This is a genomic window from Methylocystis sp. H62 (assembly GCF_015709515.1).
Classification (GTDB): Bacteria; Pseudomonadota; Alphaproteobacteria; order Rhizobiales; family Beijerinckiaceae; genus Methylocystis.
In genome coordinates this window covers 1-17,623 of the sequence record NZ_JADNQZ010000058.1, presented here as the reverse complement: position 1 = coordinate 17,623, position 17,623 = coordinate 1, and the positions used below count along the sequence as shown (strand labels likewise).

Sequence of the window (17,623 nt, the reverse complement as noted above, 5' to 3'; positions counted from 1 at the left end):
CTACGGCAGCCGTGGCGTTGGCGCGAGCGGACCCACCGCGGCCGCGCCACCGGACGTCAGTCGACGATAGGCGTCGACAAGGGGCGTCTCAACACGGTCCAGCCGCCCCGATGGAGCAGGATCGAGATCCCATAGCCCCATTTGCAAAAGATGATCGTGGAGGGGCCGCAGCCCTTGGCGATAGGCCCACGTCACGAGCGCGAACATCGGCCACCACGTATAGCCCACCATCGGAACGCCCTTCGCGCGCAGCGTCTTCACCGCCTCGACCGAGTCAGTGAGCCACGCCTGTCGCTGTCTCACCGAACCCTTGGTCGCGGTTTCCGAGATCATGATCGGCGCGCCGTAACGTTCGAAATACATCTCGCCGATCTTCGTCACCAGCGCGCCCGAAGCGTAAGGCATTCGAACGCGCAGTCGCCCGAAACGGTCCCGCGACATCCGCTTGAGCGTGAAAATCGGGTAAAGGTTCACGCCAATGACAGAGAGCTCAAGCGGGCGTTCACGAAAGGCGCTCAGCGCAGGTTCCGCCGCGCCCTGGCTGAGAAGCCAGCTCCACAGCGGATGACGCGGATCGACGCGCCCGCTGATGAGATCGAGCGCAAGAAACACAATTCCTTGACGCCGCTCTGCCTCCTCGGCCAACGCCGGGTCGCTCGACTCGAAAACATCGGTGGCGTCGACGTGAAACGCGACGATTTCGGGGTCGACATCATGTAGCGCACGGGTCGTTTCCACGATTCCGCGACAGATCGACAGCATCACCGCAACGAAACTCGACCAGCTGCGCCCGTACGGCGGCCACCAGCCCAAACGTCCGCAATACCAGGCGGTGATCCGAGGCTCGTTCAGCGGCGTGTACCACCTGATCCTCCCACGGAAGCGTTCAGCAAGGCGGGCGGCGTACTCCGCCACGCGCCTTGGATAATCCGCGTTGAGGAAGGCGCGCTCCATCCAGTGCGGCAAACCGTAATGCACGAGGTCAACGATAGGATCGATGTTAAGTTCGAGCATGCGCTCGAGCGCGGCGTCGACGAAGCTGAAATCCCAAGTCTCCGGCGCCGGTTGCACCCGATGCCAGGGCACGCCATAGCGTGCGCAGGGAACCCCCAATTGCGCCATCAACGCGATATCCTCTTCCCATCGCCGATAATGATCCGTCAGCTCATATTCGTCGAGCATGCGCCCGGTTCTGGGATGCGGAGCCGTGATGAACGTGTCTTCAACGCCGGTGGCCCATAGAAAGGCGCCGGGCGCAGTGAGCCGATCGAGTTCCGTCGCGCTCGGAAGCATCAGGCGCAGATCGTGAGAACGCGGGACGCGGCGGCGGCGTATGGCTTGCCGGCCCGAGGGTCGCCGTGGTGGAACAAATGACAGCGCTGGCGCGGGTCCGATGGCGCAGGAGCGTCGTTCATCGAAGGCGTCCTCCGTCTCTCGCCGCGCGTCGCGCGTGATCCGTGGGGAATGCGCGCTCACGCCTGAGGCTGCAGCGGCGCGCAGGCCCCTACCTTAACCCTAGAGATCGGCGTCGGTTCCGCCGCGCCGGCGCATCACGTTCCCGCAGCTGAGAAAGTCGGACGACGGCAGACTGCCGCGTTGGAGCTGTAAGAAATGAAATTCAAAAAGAAATGGCAAAGCGCACGGCCGACTCCTGGCCGTGCGCTTCATCGGGTCAGCGGGCGTTCTTCTGGATCGCATCCATGAGGGAAGAACTCGGCTTCTTCTTGCAGTAACGCGTGATTTTATCCGTATTGCGCTTCACGTAGCGCGACTCGATGACGGTGATGTTGTTCTTGGAGCTGAAATAGCCCCTCATCCAGTTGGCGACGAAGTCCTGAGTGTCGGCGTCGTATCCGGCGAACTGCTTGCAGGTGATTTCCGACATTTCGATCGTGACCTGCGCGTTGGCCGGAACGGCGAAGGCGGCCGCGGCGAGAGCGCCAGCAAAAATAAGTTTGCGATTCATGTGCTTCCCCGTTCCTGTTACTTCTGCTCAAAAGCGCGCTGCAGACCCGCCATGACCGACTCATTCGGATTGGAAGCGCACCAGCTCTTGACGCTGGCGGAATTTTTCCGGAATAAGTTCACGTCGATGAAGGTTCGGCCGCTTTTCTGCGCGAACCACCCACCCATAAACGCCCCGAAGTCTGCTTGATCGTCGGCCGGCATCGCCAACAATTCACCGCAGGTGATGCGGGTCATGTCGATCTTGACCTGCGCGTTGGACAGCGAAGGCGCGAGCGCTCCCGCCGCGGCAAGCGCAAATATCAGCTTCCTCATAAGATTTCCTCCGATAAAACCAGATGTCCGAAGAGCCGCCTCACCCTGCGGCTTTCGCCGGGAAAGGGCTCGCCAACGCCGGCGGTCCGCTGGACTCGCCTATCGCTCCGCCTAACGCCCCAGCCCGGCGCTTGAACTAAACATTAAAAAAATGAAAGTCCATCGGCGTGAATTGACGATCCTTAGCCGCTCCCGGAGCCTTTCCGTTATACAGGCCCAGGCGTTTAAGCTTCTCCGGGCATCATCAGCCAGCACACCCTTGTCGCCAGTTTCGCTTTAAATACAGCGTTTAGGCGAAGCGGTCCGTCCCTTCAGCCGAACACAGCGCCTGGATAATTTCGCTAGCCCAGCTCGGAAACGCGCACAAAAAACCAATAAGCGCCAAAACAGGCGATGATCGCCGAGCACACCTGAACGAGGAGCGGACTGCGCCGACCCTGAGTGAAGTTCTTATCGATCAGGAGAAGTAAAGGGAGAACGACGAGCACGACGCCGATCTGCCCGACTTCGACGCCAATATTGAAACTCGCCAGCGCCGGCACGATCGCGCGCTGAGGAACCCCGAGCTCAATCAAGCCGCTCGCGAAACCAAAGCCATGGATAAAGCCGAACGCGAAGGTGTCGCGCCAGCGCTTGTCGACCTTGCGCGTAAAGAAGTTCTCGACGGCCACATAGATGATCGACAGCGCGATTGCGATCTCGACCCAACTGCTCGGCAAATTGACGAGTTCAAGCGCCGCAAGCGACAGGGTGATCGAATGTGAGACGGTGAAAGCCGTTACGATCTTGACGACGGGCCAGATGCGCGTCGCCCACAGCATCACGGCGATCAGGAAGCACAGATGATCATAGCCCGACACAATGTGCTCGACCCCGGCGGAGAAAAATTTCGGCGCGAGCTCCCAAGGCGTCAGCAACGGTTTGGAGAGATCAACCATCGCATCGCCCGGATAGATCATGACCTGCCCGGGAGCCGGCTCCCGGCCCATGCGCTGCGCGTCGGTTAGACTGGATTCATCGCCTTTTTCCCCGAGGCTGACGAGATGTTTCGCCCGAGATCCTTGCGCATCGAGGAGTCTGAACGGATTATAGAAAATCTGACCCTCGACGGCGCTGCAATCCATCCGCAGCACGGCTTTTGAGTCATAGGGATTGGTTGGATCTTCGCCAACCGAAACCACCGCGCTCGTGCAGGTCTGACCTTCCGCATTCTGCAGATCGACGCGCTTCTGAATGAACTTGCCGATCATGCCCTCGATCACGCCGGGCTCGGTGAGATCGACCTCGTCGCTTTTCGGTTTGTTCTCGGCGAACATGCGCTCGATGTCAGTTCCCAGAAAGCCGACCTCGACGCGATAAAGACCGTGCCCTTCCGGCACGATTCGGCTGCTGGAAATATTCGCCGTATGGGCGTGCGCCGCCGGCGCACTCGCGAAAAACGCCACAACGACAGCGACCGCGCTGTTCAGCAACCACATCATCGGGCGGACTCCCTTGACGCGCCGCGCGCCTGCGGCGTATGCACTTTTCTAAAAAGATGCATATCGAGGGAGAAGGGCAAGCTCAAGTCCATGAGCGCGGCGGCCTTACGCGAGCGGCGCTGAACGTGATGCGATACGGTTTTTTGGCGACGCGGCGGAATGGCGTCGCGCGGCGAGTCTGTGAGAAGATGAGCATTCGGCGTCTCGCGGCCCGACGCACTTTTTGCGCGCGAGCGGCTCGGAAATGATTATTGAATCGGACTTCGCCCCATGACGAAGAGCAGACAGGCAAGGTTCTCCCGTCGAAAAAGCCCTTCCTGGATGTCGGTCAACCGGCATGCGCGCCTGCTATCGTTGGCTGGGGCGATCCTGTCAGTCGGCGCGACGCCTCAACCCGCCGCGGCGTACCGAACTGTCTCAGATTCCCCTAGTCGCGATCAACAACCGAGCGCTGCTCCCGGGATGGAACTCACCGGCCCCTCGCATCCCGCGAGAGAGCCGCAAAGCCCGGCGATCATTCTGGCGCATGCGATCGTTGTCCGCACCTCCCCCGCGCAAGGCGGCGTCGGCGCAGAAGACATCGGAAAAGTGGAAGTGTGGTACGACGCCGGCATTCGCGACGCTTTTGCCGCATTAGCGGTTGTGAGCGCATCGGGCGAAAGGGTCGACAAGCGCGACGCGGCGATTGACAGCGCCGATCCAAGCCATGTGTCGGTGACCGTGAATCGGTTGAATCCCGGAAAATACACCGTGCGCTACCGGGCGCTTTCGGCTGATGGCCATCTCGTCAGCGGCGCGTGGGAGTTCGAAGTGCGCCCATAGAGATGTTTCTCAAAGCGTGGTCGTTTTGTGCAGGACAAGGAACAACAAACGATGCGTCCGACTGTTCGCCTGAACTTGTTGCTATTCGCGGGCATCATTCTGATCGCCGGCGTCAATATCGCGATGTTTTCCTATTCATTCTGGGGTCCGGCTTTCAACCAGCGTTTGAATGATTTTTGGAAGGCGCATGTCCTTCAGCCTGCGGTGAAGGCGGGCGATCGCACCATAGCGGAATGTCTAGGAGTGAGCGACTTCTACTCCGTGCATCTCACGACCTACTTCCTGCCGGATTCCGAAGAGAGCGCCGGAGGGCCAACGGACGATTTGAGCAAGTATGACGAGTTCTGCGATCGCGTGCCCGGAACGGGCAAGGTCATTTTTTCCGTCACGCTCATGGAAAAGGAAGCGAGAAGCGAATCCGTCGCGCTTTCCTTCTATCAATATGATGCTGAAGGGGGCCTGAAACAGATCAACGCATTGCCATCTCATACGCATACAAGCGGCTTTGTAACTTTGGACGCATCGGTCGCTCACAAGGGAAAATATCTCCTCAAGCTCGCGTTCGGCGAGGCGAAGAACGCCGAGGACACGATCGAAATGCCGATCTTCGTTGGGCGATAACCGGCGATTTGCAGAGCGGTCAGAACGGATTTGTCAGTCTGCCACGCGCCTTCTTGCGCGGCGCTTTTGTCGCCATCGCAGAAAGCCCGTGACGTAAAGGACAAAGGGCGTCAGCCCGACCACCAGAACGATCGATCGGCCGAACACGCCGAAAGCCTCGCCGGTATGCAGCGGGAAGAGCCATTCGAGGAGCCTCTCCCCTGCGGTGAACGCGCTGCGATCTTGCACATACAGAACTTGCCCGCTGTACTGATCGACGCCGACATTCCGAAACGTTGTGGTTCTGTTGGGCTCGTCTCTCGACTGCTTGCCGACGACATAGACGCCGCTTGGCGTGCTCGGCAGGAGAATCCAGTGAAGTCTGCCATCGGAGAAGATTTTATCGGCGATTGCGACGGCTTCGTCGACGCCGATCGGCGGTTGGCCTGGAATCGGCGTCGATTTTCCATAATCCGGATCTGCGCGCACCTGAGAAAAAAGCCCAGCCACGGAACGCGTCGCCGGCTTGAAAATCATGGCGACTCCGGTGAACAGCGTAACCAACAAGAAAACGCTGAAGTAAGCGCCGACGCTTCTATGCGCGTCGTAAACAACTCTCTCTGGGCTTGCGCCCCATTTGATTTTAAAACCCAGCCGCCAATCGCCATTGCGCGGCCACCACAGATAAAGACCGACAAGGATGGAGATAAGAATAAGTGAAGCTATCGAACCGAGTATATAGGCGTTGTTGAATCCAAGCAGCAGGGTCCAATGAAAGGCCATGATGATTGGGACAAGAGGCTGTGACAGCGTCTTGTCTCCGTGCAGATAAAGGCGCTGGCCTTTGACTTTCGCGGTGTAAGGATCGACGAACATCTCGTAGACATCGGTGTCGAGATCGTCGGTCTCGACCATGTATGTGATCGCCACCGCAGATGCGGAATGGCGCGGCATTGTGACTCTCTCCGCCTTGCCATCGGCAGGCATCGCCGTGATCGCGGCTGCGAGAATTTCATTGAGCGGGCGGCGCGCGGGCGGCGCGGGGATTTCAACGCGCATGATGGAAGCGTTCAGCCATTCGTCGATGTCCTCGCGATAGGCGAGAATGCTGCCGCTGAGCCCGACCAGAACGAACACCGCCCCGGCGAAAAGGCCGATGGTTCGATGAATCTGAAGAAAGACCTGGCGAGTGAATTCGCGGCGACGCAGGGCGCGCGACGGCGACGCGACTTCCTTTCCAACGTCGGTTTCGACCGTCCCATCGGACACCGTGAAAGACTCGGACCAAGGCTCATTCGCACTCAGATCGCGTTTGATCGGACCGATTTCGGGCAATCTTGTCAACAAAATCGGCTCCCGGCCTAGCTGCGACAAGGCGTGATCGACTCCCCGGCGGGCGATCCGCCCTCGAACGCCCCTCTAAAGGTGAACGACCAGATTCCGCTACCCATGGGTCAATGCGCGCCGGGCGGACGAATATACTACAGGTGCAAACCACCTGCATCGAAAAGCACAGTCTTCCGTAGCGCCGTCAGCCACGCGCTACTGCGTTTACGCATGATTTCAGGTTGTCGAGCATTCTCGCGAATTCCTGACGCCTATACGGAGAGCGGCTGTGTGGGCGCCCTTCTCATAGCTCCAATACTATCGCCAAGTCGTTGGGGCATTTTTTGCTTTACCACTCGCGACTGGTAAACCATGGTGGCAACGTCTTGGTGCATGCAGACAGGGATGAGACGAAAATATGAAAACGGATAGATGCAAGGGAGCGACGCTCGCGGTTGCTGCGATCTCAATCGTTCTCGCTGGCGCTGCGCCGCCCGCAAAGGCGGCGTCGACGGGCAAAGTGCATTGTCTCGGCGCCAATAGCTGTAAGGGCAAGGCCGACTGTCACTCGCCCAAGAACGCGTGCAAGGGTATGAATTCATGCAAGGGCCAGGGCTGGGTCTTCAAGGACTCTGTCGCCGCTTGCGAAGAGGCAGGCGGTAAGGCTCTCGACTGACGCGGGTCGCGCTTTCCGGTCAGCGCGATCTCCCATTGGCGGACAGTCTAAATTTCTTGACGGATTAAGGCCCACGCGGCGCACGCGCTCTTAAAGGTTTAGCGTGCTGCTGCATGCTTTACAGCGTGCGTCGTTTGTCGCCTGATAACTCGGCTCCGACTTGGAATCTCGAGCTTTGCCCGTTCCAACAGCGCGCTCCCCCTCTCCCATCCTTTATTTAGCGCTTCAAGACTCCAGCACGTGACGCGCGCGGTCACGCTCAAGGCGAAGGTTTTGGCGTCCGCTGATTGATCTTGCCGGCGCCAAATGGCCGCTAATTAAATCTTATCTTTGGGGGCGTTGAAGTTGGGAGACGAACATGTCGATAACGGTCGGTGAATCGGCTTTCCCCGCGCGCGCTAGGCAGGGCGGCTTGATCGATGATGTTGGCGGCGTTGCAACCGTCATCCTCGCTATTCTTGGACTCATCGGCTTCTACGCGCCGATAATGGCCGTGATCGCGACAATTCTGTTCGGCGTCACGCTATTGATCCAGGGCAACGGCATGATGTCTGGTGATGCCAGATTTTCGGTTCCACTCGGCGCGAATTCTCCGATCAACGGTTTCAACGTCAGCGGCCGTTCGGCGCTTGTTCTGTTAGGCGCGGGCGGCGTCGCTCTAGGCGTGCTTTCGCTGCTGGACTTCGATTCGGCGGTGCTGACGCCCATCGCGTCGATTTTGTTCGGGAGCGCCCTGGTCTTGAGCAGCGTCTCTGCGTGGCATCTTCATGTCGTCAGCCGCGCATCCGCCGGGGGCGAGGAGTCTTCGAGAGACATTCTCGCAAACCAAATGGTTTTTGATTCCGCCGGCATTCAGATCTTTGGCGGCTTCGCCACAGTTGTGCTCGGCGTTCTTGCCGTGTCCGGCGCAAGGTACGACCTCACGTTCAACCTAGTGGCGCTGCTCATTCTCGGTTCTGCGCTCGTTCTCAAGGGGGGCAGCCTGAACGCCATTCTTCTCAGCTTTATGCACTCAACTTCGCGACGGGCATACTGAACCAACCTTGCGCGCACTGCGGTTTGGCTTGCGGTCTGCGCCGTTCGTCAAAGCGGTGTCGATCTTGACTGCGTGAATCCAACGCTATCTGGAATCGCGCGCGCTCTTGCTCGTATGGCGATATCGCAAGTCTGGAGGCACTGTCATGTCCATTACTTCTCGGGAGTCGGCATTTCGTGAAACGGCGGCGTATGGAGGCCTGATCGACGCCATTGGCGGTCTGGCCACCGTCATTATCGCCATCGTTGGATTATCGGGCGTGAATGCGCCGATGATGGCGTCCATCGCAACGATCGTCTTTGGCGTCGCCTTGTTGATCCAAGGCGGAGCGATGTTGTCCGAATACGCTCAGATCATCTTTCCTGCTGGCTCGAGAACCACGAACGTCGAGGGATTCGGCGGCAGCAGCCTGTCCGTCGTCTTCCTCGTCGGCGCTGCCGGCATCGTTCTTGGCATTCTTTCGCTGCTCGGCGTCGAGCCTGCAACGCTGACGCCGATCGCTGCGATCGCGTTCGGGTCGGCCTTGGTTCTGAGCAGCAACGCCGTGTGGCAACTGCATGTGCTCGGTCAGGAGTCGCTGAGGAGCAGAGATCAGATTGGCGCTGGCGGCGGCGAAATTCTCGCAAGCGAGTTGGCCTTTGGCTCGGCAGGCATTCAGGCGCTCTCCGGTTTGGCCGTGATCGTGCTCGGCATTCTGGCCATAGCGGGCGCGGCGAACGATCTGACCCTCAACCTTGTCGCGTTGCTTGCGCTTGGCGCGACGGTCGTGTTCACGGGCGGTAGCCTGAGCGCCACATTGCTCAGCTTCATGCGCTCGCACTGACACGACGCGCGAGTGGCGATGACGATGCGAGGATCGCAAACTCGCATCGTTTTCTCTTGGCCGCCTCATTTCAGGGGCGGTCTCGGCCGCCGAGCTGCTGTGTTCGGATTTTTGCAGCCGTTCACGGGCCTGTGGACGGAGCTACCATTTTGCTGCTGATGTCCCTGGTCCTGGGCGCTCACCGACTTTCGCCTTGTATTCTGGTGATCGGATCCCCAAATATTTAAAGCGGTTTCTGCGACCTTCACGGCGCCCTCTCGAATTATTGCGGGCCGATCGTCTCCGCCGTGCTAACACAGCGTAGTCACTGAACCGGCAAAGAGCCGCTTGGCGCAGAATCGTCCAGGGGCGATAAGAACACCCTGCCGCGCCAGCGCACGCATTTCAAATTCCGAAGGGAGATCTCAATGGCCAAAGCTGAACTTGGCGTGAAACGCCGATGCCTGACGTGTGCAACGGCGTTTTACGATCTCAACCGCCTGCCGATCGTCTGTCCAAAGTGCGCTGCGGCGTTTCAAGTCGTGGAGGTCTTGCGTTCGGCGGCAAGGCGACCGTACTCGACCAGTTTCGCGAGGCCCACGCCAGTCTCGCCGGTCATCGAACCGGTCGCCGATCATGTTCTCTTGGCAACGGCTGATGACGAAGAGGACGCAACGGCCGATGAGGAAGAAGATAGCAATGACGAGGTGTTGGAAGAAGTCGACGAAGCAGACGTCGTCGAAACCGCTATCGAATGAACGGCGGCGTTTTAGGCCGTTTTAATCGAGGGTTGGGTCCATCCCTGCCAAGGACAAGGCGAAGACGACGATGCACAGGGCAAGCGCAACCGTGACGCCGACAAGCGGCGCGGCAAAGCTGGGGAGTTTTTTAAGAAAGCGCATGAACCCTGTTCGCCTGAGAAAGATCGCGATCTAAATGGCGAGCCGTTAAGAGTAGGTTTATTGACCGCTGTCAAGTGGGAAAGCGACGCTCGGCGCCCGCCCGCCGATAATTCACTCTGTCAACCCGCTATTTGCGCCGTGTTCGGCGCCAGGAGTTGAAGATCCAAGCGCCGAGGAGCAGCACAAAAAGATAGATGATCGCCGACCAAGCCAGTTCCGGGAGCTGATCCGCCACCGCTGGCCAAAAAAGAAACGCGAGGAGAGTGACGACTCCTGCGACGAGGGCAGCCAAGAGCGCATCGTAATGCATCGTCCACGAAGCCTCCGAGCCTGACCAGTCCGATGAGCTCGAGGCGGTTCGAGCGAAACGGTGCGCCTTCAGTGACGGACGCCTGTTCCATGTCAAAAAAGTCGCAGCCCGAAAACCGCGCCAGCGCCCCAAACTTAACTGCACTGGCGCTGAAGATCGAGCGCAATCGCCTCTGGACGTCGTGACGTTCGATCATCGCCGTTGGGGCCGAAGCCTATCCGCCGCGCGATAGCCCGCCCGGCTGCTGGCCGCGCTCTGCATGCGGTCGCGCCCTTGAGGCGATGCTCTCCCAGCTCAACGCGCGTCGCCGCGTCGACGGTTTGCTTACCGCTGACCCTGCGCCTGAGCTGCGCTATAAATATCGAGCAGCCCGATTACAGCGACGGCGGCGACCGCGAGCCCGGTCGCCAGTTGGCGGCTCCGACGAATGCTGTAGAGGCCTGGCGCGAGGGTCGCCAGGTCGAGCGCATCGCCGGCAACACGCGCCCAAAGCCACGGCGCTTTTTGGCGTGCGGCAAGAATGCCGACGCCGGCAAGAAATTCGCGAAGACCATAGGCCTGCACAAGGCTTCCATCGCCTTCGACGCCAACCATTCGGCCAACGCGGCGCGGCGCGAAGAGTTCGGCCAGTCCTAACGCAATCGAAAACCAGCCGAGAAAGTTGGCCAGCTTCGAAGATCGCGTTTCCTTCGTCACCAGAGCAGTCATTGCAATGCCTCAGCCGTTTGCTATCGAAGCGTTGGACGCCGGCTACCGCCACCGGCGTCCAATCCTGGGATCATTCCGCGGGCGAATGTCGCGCTTCGGCGCCGCCGCTGCTGCCAAGATCCGCGCCCGTCACCGGATCTGAACCGGGGTTGGATTTCGTTCGCGCTGCGAAATTGGCGAGATCCTCACTTTGCGACGATCCGAGATGGACGCTCGCCGCGCCGTCTCCGCCGTCGAGCGGGATGCCGCCGAGCACATCGTCCATGCGCTGCCAATTCTCGCCCGTGTTCCAAGGACCCTTATGATCCGTCGGCCCCTGCGACGCATTCACATAGAGATGCGAGAACTGCGGTATGCTTGGCATCTTGCCGGGCGGGAAGTTGGGTTGAATCGCGTACAGCGCCTTCTCGAATGAGATCTGGTGGGCGATCTCACGCGTCATGAGGAAGCCGAGCGCCTCCTTGATGCCAGCGTCATCGGTGACGTTGATGAGCCGCTCGTAGACGATCTTGGCGCGCGCTTCGGCGGCGATATTGGACCGCAGGTCCGCCGTCGGCTCGCCGATCGTGTCGACGTAAGCCGCGGTCCAGGGAACCCCCGAAGAATTGGTGAGAGCCGCGCCGCCGCCGTACAAGATCGCCTGCGTGTGGCTGTCGGCCCCCTGCGTGACGGAGCGATACAACTCGGCCTCGGACTGCGTCGCTTCCGCGAGCTGCCCCTTGGCGCCCTTGTTCAGCATGGACACGATGCTGCCGATGATCTCAAGATGGCTGAGCTCTTCGGTGGCGATGTCGAAAAGCATGTCGCGCCGGCCCGGATCGTCTTCGGCGATCGCCTGCGTGAAGTATCGCATCGCAGCCGCAAGCTCTCCCTGCGGCCCGCCGAACTGTTCGAGCATCAGGCTCGCGAGGATCGGGTTGGGCTCGGATACCCGAACCGTATATTGGAGTTTCTTATTATGCGTGAACATGATTGCTCCTAGGTTCACGGTTCAAGGTCATGGGAAGCATAGCGGCCGCACCGGCCGCAGTTGGATATCCATGAACTTGCGGAAAGGGACTTCGTTCCTGATCCATTTAGGCGCATGCATTTTTTACTGAGTGCTTTCACGCCTGATGCGGACGCAGCGATGGTCGTCAGGGTGGCGCCATCGTCGCGCTTTGCGCTGGAGCCGCAGACGCCATCGCACCGGCCGAAAACTCGAAATGATGTTCTGGCGCGGTCTCTTTAGGGAAGACTACAAACGATCGTAGGCATCAGTCGCGCCGCACGCTTCAGCTTTCGCAGTCGCTCACCGCTTCGAGGAATGGAGGGCTCGAGCGCAACGGCCGCGGTTCCCCGTGTCGAAGCTTCCATCAAGCTGTGGAACACGGAGCTGGCGCATTCGTTCTACTCTCGCCTGGGCCGTCGTTTGCCGCCCGGCGACCCGATCGCAGACACGGAAATCCCAATGAATGTCTCTTTTGAAAAAAGTCGATCCATTTGGACGGACGCGCCCGTTGTCGAAGGCGTCAGCTCTCTTCTGAACGACGAACGCGCTGATGTCGTCGTTGTAGGTTCCGGCATCGCTGGGATGTCAGCGGCGTATGAACTTGCGAGCAGCGGCAAGAAGGTCATCATTCTCGATCGCGGACCGATCGGCAAAGGAATGACGGCGCGCACGACCGCGCATCTTGCATCGGCAAGCGACGACGGATTCGACGAACTCATCAGAATACGCGGGGAAGACATCGCAAGCGCCTGGCGCGAAAGCCAGCAGGCCGCGATTGATCGCATTGAAACTCTGCAAAAAAAACTCAAAATCAACTGCGACTTTCAAAGGGTCGACGGCTATCTCTTTGCGGCAAGAACAGAAGACGTGGAATGGCTTGAACGCGAGTTCGAAGCGGCGCAGAAGGCGGGACTTCCGGTCTTCAAGCAGACAGGCGTTCCCCTTGCCGGCCATGACGCCACGCCGGCGCTTCGCTATCCCGATCAGGCCCGCGTGCATCCGCTCAAATATCTTCACGGCCTTGCGCGCGCGATCGTCGACGCCGGGGGACGTTTCTATGCCGACGCCACGGTGGTTGAGGTGGCGGAGGACGATGACGGCGTAAGAGTCATGACGGCCGACGGTCGTACGGTCCACGCAAATTTCGCGGTGGTCGCCACGAATGCGCCGATTACCGACCGCATCGCCATTCACACGAAGCAAGCGCCTTACCGCACCTACGCGATGGCGTTCGAATTGCGGTCCGGCGCGCTTCCGGACGCGTTGTATTGGGATACGCTCGATCCGTATCACTACGTGCGGCTGCAGCCTGGCGAGGATGGCGTCGACATATTGATCGTCGGCGGCGAGGATCATCGATCGGGCGAAGCAAATGATGCGCCTGATCGCTTCGCGGCTCTGGAGGATTGGATGCGCGCGCGTTTGCCGTCGCTCGGCAAAGAGCTTCGCCGCTGGTCTGGACAGGTTCTCGAACCCATCGACGGCATGGCTTTCATTGGCCGCGACCCTGGGAGCGCGCGCGTTTTCGTTGCGACCGGCGATTCGGGGCAAGGGATCACGCATGGCGCGCTCGCCGGCCTGATCATCAAGGACCTGATCCTGACCGGCGCCAGCCGCTGGGCGGAGGCCTATGATCCCGCGCGCTCGCCGCTCGACGCCGTGGGCGAATATCTGAGCGAAAATCTCACCACGCCAAAAAACTTCGCCGAATATGTCACGCCCGGCGAAATCGGCTCATGGGATCAGCTTAAGCCGGGCGAAGGTGCGATCGTGCGCAGCGGCTTGAGCAAAGTCGCCGCCTTTCGGGACGACGACGGGACGCTGTTCCTGCGTTCAGCCGTTTGTTCCCACCTTGGCTGTCTCGTTCACTGGAACGCCTTCGAGCGATGTTGGGACTGCCCCTGTCACGGATCTCAATTCGCGCCGGACGGCGAAGCGCTCAACGGCCCTGCTTACGCGCCCCTGCAAGAACACGAGCCTTGAGAGCGGGTGTTGATGGAATGGAACAGGATCCGACATTATTGGTGCTGATGTATTTTGTCGTGCCGGTCTGGCTGATGGCCGGGTTCGCCGATTGGCTGTGTCATCGCGCCGCAAACATCGAAACCACCTCCGGCGCGAAAGAATCCGTGCTTCATCTCCTGCTCTTCGCCGAAGTCGCCGGGCCGTTCCTCGCGGCGCTTCTGCTGGACATCAACGCGCTCGTGCTCGCCTTCATGATCGTGATGTTCTTCGTTCACGAGGCGACGACGCTTTGGGATTTGAGTTATGCGGTGAATTTGCGCGAGATAACCCCCATCGAGCAACACGTTCACAGCTACCTTGAAATGATGCCGCTGATGGGCGTGCTGTTGGTCGCGGCGCGCCACTGGCCGCAGTTTCTGGCGCTCTTTGGATTCGGAGATGAAGCGCCGCGTTTTGACATCGCGCTGAAAGCTCCTCCACTGCCCCTGGCCTATATCATCAGCGCTCTGGTCGCAGCCTTGCTGTTCGCGGTCCTGCCCTACACGGAAGAGCTCTGGCGTGGCTTGCGCGCCAATAACGGCCGATTGGTTCCGCACGCTGCAAGATTATTCTCAAGGTAGACGCCGAGCCTGGAGGAGGACGGACTCTGGGAGCTTTCGACTTACGCCTTGCCCCACCTCATTGATGAAACTCGGCCTTCGAGGCCCGGCCTCGACAACGGCGTCGTGAGCGCCCAGATATAAGGCGACGATCCAGCTTCTCGTGAGGGCGTCGTAATTAAGATGTTTCAAAGGCGAGCGAGGCACACATGCGTAAGACATCGAAATCTATCATCACCGCCGCCCTCTTTGGCGGTTTGGCCGCGACGGCTTTAACAGGTGACGCTTGGGCGGGACCTAATGTGGCGCGGTCTGCGGGCATTGATGCCCCATCGTTGACTGATCAGATCTACTACCGGCGTTACCGAGGCGGCTATTATCGCCGTGGATATAATCCCGGCGCAGCAGCCGCGGCCGCCGCGGCCGTTGGCGTGCTCGGCGCCGCAGCAGCAGCCGGCGCAGCCGGCGCCTACGCACAGCCGTATGATTATGGCTATCCGGCCTATGGCTACCCGGCTTACGGTTATCCCGACGGCTTCGGATGGTAAGAGCGGGGTTCGCCATTTCGGCGGCGGCGGTTCCAATAGACTGCCGTCGACGTCAGGCTCGATCCAAAGGACGGCCTTAAGGGGCGGCGCCGTGACGCGCGCGCTCCTGACTACCGCAGCCGTCGCGAGCGGTTGAGCGCCAATTGGCCTGGCGCGGCCCCCTAGCAACAAATTGGCGGCGACAAGCGCGCCGACGCGGCGCTCAAAAGCAACGCGACGGCCCGATGTATGGCGCTTACTTCGTCGCCGCCGATTTCAATTTGGAGAGCGGCCGGATTTTGACGCGCACGCTTGCGGGCTTGGCGGCGGCTTTAACCATTTCGCCCGTCGCAGGATTGCGAACCAGAGTCCCCGCCTTGCGCGCCGGCACCTTGCGGAGGGTCGCTTTCAGAAGGCCCGGCAAAGTGAACTCGCCGACGCCGCGCGGGTGGACCGACCCGAGAAACACATTCTCCAGCGTCGCGTAGACGCCCACCGCGGTCTTGCGAGGAATGTCGTTCTCCTCGGCGATCCGGTTGATGAGCGCCGATTTTGTAAATGTCTCTTTGATCGGCCGAATGGCGGCAGGCTCAGCCTTGCTCACCTTCCTGGTCGCCGCCTTCACCGGTTTTCCTCTAGCCATAAGATGTCCTTTACGAGTTAAGCGCCTGCATTATTGCTCACCCACACACATTCGATTGCTAACGATTTCATTGGTGATTCGCAAATTTTTGCGCAGCAATTGCAAGCGGCGGAAGTTCCCGCGTCAAAGCAATACTGATAATGTTGCGAGAGAGAGCGAGTGGCGGCGCCCTCGGACGGGCGCCAAGCCTCGTTCCAGGCGCCATCGCGCGAACAACACTCATCGGCGCTCGGGGAGCGCACGCAGAGGGCCGCGACGGCCCCCAATGCCTTTTGGGGTCTCGAGCTAGCTTGAAGTTTGCGCCCTTCAGGTCAACGCAAATGTTGCGCTGAGTTCAGTGACCGCCGAGCCAACCTACTAGAAATCAGCTCTGTCCGAATTGCTCGAAATGATTTGCTGTCTGCGCCGAGCCGCGATGTCCGGCGCGCTCTCTTGGGCGTTCGCGAGCATCGGCTCGCGGCCTCAAGCGACGCTATCTTGGCAAGCGCCCCTTTCGGGTTTTCAGCGCATCGGCGCCAAGCCCCAGACCTTTGCCTCCCTGGGTCTCGCCGGTCGATCCCCCCAAGTCGAAACCGGGCCGATCGACTTGCTTGGAATCATCCGCCGGCTCTGGGCTGTCGGTCCCGAGTGACGACTCCTTCGGCTTCTCAGCGGCTGACTTGAGATCAGGTTGAAGTCTATCGTCGCTCGATGGGCGGCGATTGGCCGGGTTGTCCTTGTATTCGTCGACCTGAACGCCTTTACTGTCCAAGCTCTGTCCAGGTCGTCTTTGGGCCTTATCGCGATTACTGAGAATGTCGTTCTTCCTCACCTTTTCATCGTTCAGTTCCGTTCTCGCCCCGGTTCCACTGCTTTGTCCTGACGACATCTTGCCTGCTCCTGTTCGCTCCACGGGGACTGCGGCGCGCCTGACCGAAACCAACCCCTGGGCTCAGCGAGGGTTCCCTTCCCGACCGCATCCACACCGCAACTCATCGCGGCGACCGCAAGGATGGTCAGAACCTCCTTGGTTGCGCTGGGATGGGCTTGAGGCCGGCTGTTCGGAGAGCGGGAACGCGCGAATAACGGCGCTTCCCGAGCTTCGTGCTATAGAAATGCTGGGAACGGCGAAGCAGTCGCAACCTTCCGCCAGCCTTTGACGGAAATCCGACCGTTGCCGCCGGTTCGGGAGGCGCGCGAGGGCCATTCGCGACAAGTGAGATTTGGCTGAGGACGCAGTCTTCCGCGAACCGGTCTCCCCTCTCCCCTCCCCGCTCAAGAATAAAAACAGAGAAAATTCGGGCTTCCCCCTGCGACAAAACACATGTGATTTCAGTGTCCTGGCGTCGATTCGCTGCTGCAAAAACAGGGGCGCACGTAGCCAGAAACCCGGGACGCGGCCTGTTATCAGGTGAATTTCTTGTCCTTAACCGGGATCGGATTGTCGCTAGAGCGGATTCGCCTTAAACCGGTTCATATCCTGCGGCGGCGAAGAAGTTTGCGCATTCTGTCGGCGAGAACTCCTTCAGCAGCAGGCCGATCCTGTCCCATAGCGCGTCGACGGTTCGCTCTGCGGCCTTGCGCAACAGGGCCTTGAGTTTTGAGAACGCCTTTTCGATCGGATTGACGTCAGGGCTGCAAGGCGGGAGATACAGCAGGGTCGCGCCCGCCGCCTCGATGGCCTTGCGCACGCCGGCGCCCTTGTGGCTGCCAAGATTGATGGGGTGGACGCCCCCTCGACGGCATCGTGTGCCAGAGTGGTGGTGTTTCAAGCCACTCGCAAAGGATGCGTCCATGAAGAATGTTAGCACAATCGGCCTCGATCTCGCGAAGCACGTATTCCAAGCGCATGGAGCCGATAAGAGCGGCGCTGTGGTCTTTCGTAAGAAGCTACGACGCCAACAGGTTCTGCCGTTCTTTGCCACCCTCCCGCCTTGCACCGTCGCCATGGAAGCCTGCGCCGGCAGCCACTACTG

At 60.0% G+C, this 17,623-nt stretch carries 19 protein-coding genes and 2 pseudogenes; 10 read left to right on the top strand and 11 right to left on the bottom strand.

Annotation, left to right across the window (positions count from 1 at the left end):
* From IYY11_RS16805 to IYY11_RS16790, 4 genes are all read right to left on the bottom strand, one after another.
* Positions 1 to 1,293: a family 1 glycosylhydrolase gene (locus tag IYY11_RS16805; protein ID WP_196404914.1), complete on the bottom strand. Its 1,293-nt coding sequence runs from the start codon at positions 1,291 to 1,293 to the stop codon at positions 1 to 3.
* A gap of 379 nt (positions 1,294 to 1,672) precedes the next feature.
* Positions 1,673 to 1,966, bottom strand: a complete 294-nt coding sequence (locus tag IYY11_RS16800; RefSeq protein WP_196404913.1) for an HdeA/HdeB family chaperone — start codon at positions 1,964 to 1,966, stop codon at positions 1,673 to 1,675.
* A 17-nt stretch (positions 1,967 to 1,983) separates the two neighbouring features.
* Positions 1,984 to 2,280, bottom strand: coding sequence for an HdeA/HdeB family chaperone (locus tag IYY11_RS16795; protein WP_175093139.1), 297 nt, complete (start codon positions 2,278 to 2,280; stop codon positions 1,984 to 1,986).
* Between the two features lie 341 nt (positions 2,281 to 2,621).
* Positions 2,622 to 3,761 carry a HupE/UreJ family protein gene (locus IYY11_RS16790; protein WP_196404912.1) on the bottom strand — a complete coding sequence of 380 codons (1,140 nt, stop codon included), beginning with the start codon at positions 3,759 to 3,761 and terminating at the stop codon, positions 2,622 to 2,624.
* Positions 3,762 to 4,223: 462 nt separating this feature from the next.
* Here IYY11_RS16790 and IYY11_RS16785 point away from each other — a divergent pair, with 462 nt between their 5' ends.
* Both IYY11_RS16785 and IYY11_RS16780 read left to right on the top strand, forming a co-directional pair.
* Positions 4,224 to 4,583, top strand: coding sequence for a copper resistance CopC family protein (locus IYY11_RS16785; RefSeq protein WP_196404911.1), 360 nt, complete (start codon positions 4,224 to 4,226; stop codon positions 4,581 to 4,583).
* 51 nt (positions 4,584 to 4,634) lie between these two features.
* Positions 4,635 to 5,204 carry a hypothetical protein gene (locus IYY11_RS16780; protein ID WP_196404910.1) on the top strand — a complete coding sequence of 190 codons (570 nt, stop codon included), beginning with the start codon at positions 4,635 to 4,637 and terminating at the stop codon, positions 5,202 to 5,204.
* A gap of 33 nt (positions 5,205 to 5,237) precedes the next feature.
* Here IYY11_RS16780 and IYY11_RS16775 read toward each other — a convergent pair whose 3' ends face one another.
* The gene (locus IYY11_RS16775; protein WP_246720053.1) at positions 5,238 to 6,530 is read right to left on the bottom strand and encodes a PepSY domain-containing protein; all 1,293 of its coding nucleotides are present in this window, start codon (positions 6,528 to 6,530) and stop codon (positions 5,238 to 5,240) included.
* 397 nt (positions 6,531 to 6,927) lie between these two features.
* On the opposite strand from IYY11_RS16775, the gene IYY11_RS16770 reads away from it, so the two are divergent.
* The 4 genes from IYY11_RS16770 (at position 6,928) to IYY11_RS16755 (ending at position 9,781) form a co-directional block, all read left to right on the top strand.
* On the top strand, positions 6,928 to 7,185 hold the full coding sequence (locus IYY11_RS16770) for a hypothetical protein (RefSeq protein ID WP_018409217.1): 258 nt from the start codon (positions 6,928 to 6,930) through the stop codon (positions 7,183 to 7,185).
* A 487-nt stretch (positions 7,186 to 7,672) separates the two neighbouring features.
* A complete protein-coding gene (locus IYY11_RS16765; RefSeq protein ID WP_246720052.1) occupies positions 7,673 to 8,221 on the top strand; it encodes a hypothetical protein in 549 nt (182 codons plus the stop codon).
* Positions 8,222 to 8,366: 145 nt separating this feature from the next.
* Positions 8,367 to 9,044 carry a hypothetical protein gene (locus IYY11_RS16760; RefSeq protein ID WP_196404908.1) on the top strand — a complete coding sequence of 226 codons (678 nt, stop codon included), beginning with the start codon at positions 8,367 to 8,369 and terminating at the stop codon, positions 9,042 to 9,044.
* A 407-nt stretch (positions 9,045 to 9,451) separates the two neighbouring features.
* On the top strand, positions 9,452 to 9,781 hold the full coding sequence (locus IYY11_RS16755; RefSeq protein ID WP_196404907.1) for a TIGR02300 family protein: 330 nt from the start codon (positions 9,452 to 9,454) through the stop codon (positions 9,779 to 9,781).
* 21 nt (positions 9,782 to 9,802) lie between these two features.
* Here IYY11_RS16755 and IYY11_RS23340 read toward each other — a convergent pair whose 3' ends face one another.
* The 3 genes from IYY11_RS23340 to IYY11_RS16745 all read right to left on the bottom strand — a co-directional run bounded on the left by IYY11_RS23340 (position 9,803) and on the right by IYY11_RS16745 (position 11,913).
* Positions 9,803 to 9,925 carry a hypothetical protein gene (locus IYY11_RS23340; protein ID WP_281431707.1) on the bottom strand — a complete coding sequence of 41 codons (123 nt, stop codon included), beginning with the start codon at positions 9,923 to 9,925 and terminating at the stop codon, positions 9,803 to 9,805.
* 634 nt (positions 9,926 to 10,559) lie between these two features.
* Positions 10,560 to 10,943, bottom strand: coding sequence for a hypothetical protein (locus IYY11_RS16750; RefSeq protein WP_246720050.1), 384 nt, complete (start codon positions 10,941 to 10,943; stop codon positions 10,560 to 10,562).
* 70 nt (positions 10,944 to 11,013) lie between these two features.
* On the bottom strand, positions 11,014 to 11,913 hold the full coding sequence (locus IYY11_RS16745; protein WP_196404906.1) for a manganese catalase family protein: 900 nt from the start codon (positions 11,911 to 11,913) through the stop codon (positions 11,014 to 11,016).
* Positions 11,914 to 12,393: 480 nt separating this feature from the next.
* Between IYY11_RS16745 and IYY11_RS16740 the strand changes: the two genes are divergently transcribed.
* From IYY11_RS16740 to IYY11_RS16730, 3 genes are all read left to right on the top strand, one after another.
* Positions 12,394 to 13,917, top strand: coding sequence for an FAD-dependent oxidoreductase (locus IYY11_RS16740; RefSeq protein WP_196404905.1), 1,524 nt, complete (start codon positions 12,394 to 12,396; stop codon positions 13,915 to 13,917).
* A gap of 17 nt (positions 13,918 to 13,934) precedes the next feature.
* Complete coding sequence (locus IYY11_RS16735; RefSeq protein ID WP_196404904.1) at positions 13,935 to 14,519, top strand: diguanylate cyclase; 585 nt, start codon at positions 13,935 to 13,937, stop codon at positions 14,517 to 14,519.
* A gap of 314 nt (positions 14,520 to 14,833) precedes the next feature.
* On the top strand, positions 14,834 to 15,046 hold the full coding sequence (locus IYY11_RS16730) for a hypothetical protein (protein ID WP_196404903.1): 213 nt from the start codon (positions 14,834 to 14,836) through the stop codon (positions 15,044 to 15,046).
* A 235-nt stretch (positions 15,047 to 15,281) separates the two neighbouring features.
* Here IYY11_RS16730 and IYY11_RS16725 read toward each other — a convergent pair whose 3' ends face one another.
* From IYY11_RS16725 to IYY11_RS16715, 3 genes and pseudogenes are all read right to left on the bottom strand, one after another.
* Positions 15,282 to 15,668, bottom strand: coding sequence for an HU family DNA-binding protein (locus IYY11_RS16725; protein ID WP_029652136.1), 387 nt, complete (start codon positions 15,666 to 15,668; stop codon positions 15,282 to 15,284).
* A 472-nt stretch (positions 15,669 to 16,140) separates the two neighbouring features.
* Entirely contained in the window at positions 16,141 to 16,536 is a 396-nt protein-coding gene (locus IYY11_RS16720; protein WP_196404902.1) for a hypothetical protein, read from the bottom strand.
* 574 nt (positions 16,537 to 17,110) lie between these two features.
* Positions 17,111 to 17,365 (bottom strand): annotated as a pseudogene (locus IYY11_RS16715) (transposase); the annotation flags it as partial.
* 76 nt (positions 17,366 to 17,441) lie between these two features.
* Between IYY11_RS16715 and IYY11_RS16710 the strand changes: the two are divergent.
* Positions 17,442 to 17,623 (top strand): annotated as a pseudogene (locus IYY11_RS16710) (IS110 family transposase); the annotation flags it as partial.

What these genes read in the sequence shown, in the direction of transcription:
- IYY11_RS16805 (WP_196404914.1), bottom strand. Translation starts at nt 1,293, where the DNA reads ATGCTTCCGAGCGCGACGGAACTCGATCGGCTCACTGCGCCCGGCGCC.
- IYY11_RS16800 (WP_196404913.1), bottom strand. Translation starts at nt 1,966, where the DNA reads ATGAATCGCAAACTTATTTTTGCTGGCGCTCTCGCCGCGGCCGCCTTC.
- IYY11_RS16795 (WP_175093139.1), bottom strand. Translation starts at nt 2,280, where the DNA reads ATGAGGAAGCTGATATTTGCGCTTGCCGCGGCGGGAGCGCTCGCGCCT.
- IYY11_RS16790 (WP_196404912.1), bottom strand. Translation starts at nt 3,761, where the DNA reads ATGATGTGGTTGCTGAACAGCGCGGTCGCTGTCGTTGTGGCGTTTTTC.
- IYY11_RS16785 (WP_196404911.1), top strand. Translation starts at nt 4,224, where the DNA reads ATGGAACTCACCGGCCCCTCGCATCCCGCGAGAGAGCCGCAAAGCCCG.
- IYY11_RS16780 (WP_196404910.1), top strand. Translation starts at nt 4,635, where the DNA reads ATGCGTCCGACTGTTCGCCTGAACTTGTTGCTATTCGCGGGCATCATT.
- IYY11_RS16770 (WP_018409217.1), top strand. Translation starts at nt 6,928, where the DNA reads ATGAAAACGGATAGATGCAAGGGAGCGACGCTCGCGGTTGCTGCGATC.
- IYY11_RS16765 (WP_246720052.1), top strand. Translation starts at nt 7,673, where the DNA reads ATGGCCGTGATCGCGACAATTCTGTTCGGCGTCACGCTATTGATCCAG.
- IYY11_RS16760 (WP_196404908.1), top strand. Translation starts at nt 8,367, where the DNA reads ATGTCCATTACTTCTCGGGAGTCGGCATTTCGTGAAACGGCGGCGTAT.
- IYY11_RS16755 (WP_196404907.1), top strand. Translation starts at nt 9,452, where the DNA reads ATGGCCAAAGCTGAACTTGGCGTGAAACGCCGATGCCTGACGTGTGCA.
- IYY11_RS23340 (WP_281431707.1), bottom strand. Translation starts at nt 9,925, where the DNA reads ATGCGCTTTCTTAAAAAACTCCCCAGCTTTGCCGCGCCGCTTGTCGGC.
- IYY11_RS16750 (WP_246720050.1), bottom strand. Translation starts at nt 10,943, where the DNA reads ATGACTGCTCTGGTGACGAAGGAAACGCGATCTTCGAAGCTGGCCAAC.
- IYY11_RS16745 (WP_196404906.1), bottom strand. Translation starts at nt 11,913, where the DNA reads ATGTTCACGCATAATAAGAAACTCCAATATACGGTTCGGGTATCCGAG.
- IYY11_RS16740 (WP_196404905.1), top strand. Translation starts at nt 12,394, where the DNA reads ATGAATGTCTCTTTTGAAAAAAGTCGATCCATTTGGACGGACGCGCCC.
- IYY11_RS16735 (WP_196404904.1), top strand. Translation starts at nt 13,935, where the DNA reads ATGGAACAGGATCCGACATTATTGGTGCTGATGTATTTTGTCGTGCCG.
- IYY11_RS16725 (WP_029652136.1), bottom strand. Translation starts at nt 15,668, where the DNA reads ATGGCTAGAGGAAAACCGGTGAAGGCGGCGACCAGGAAGGTGAGCAAG.
- IYY11_RS16720 (WP_196404902.1), bottom strand. Translation starts at nt 16,536, where the DNA reads ATGTCGTCAGGACAAAGCAGTGGAACCGGGGCGAGAACGGAACTGAAC.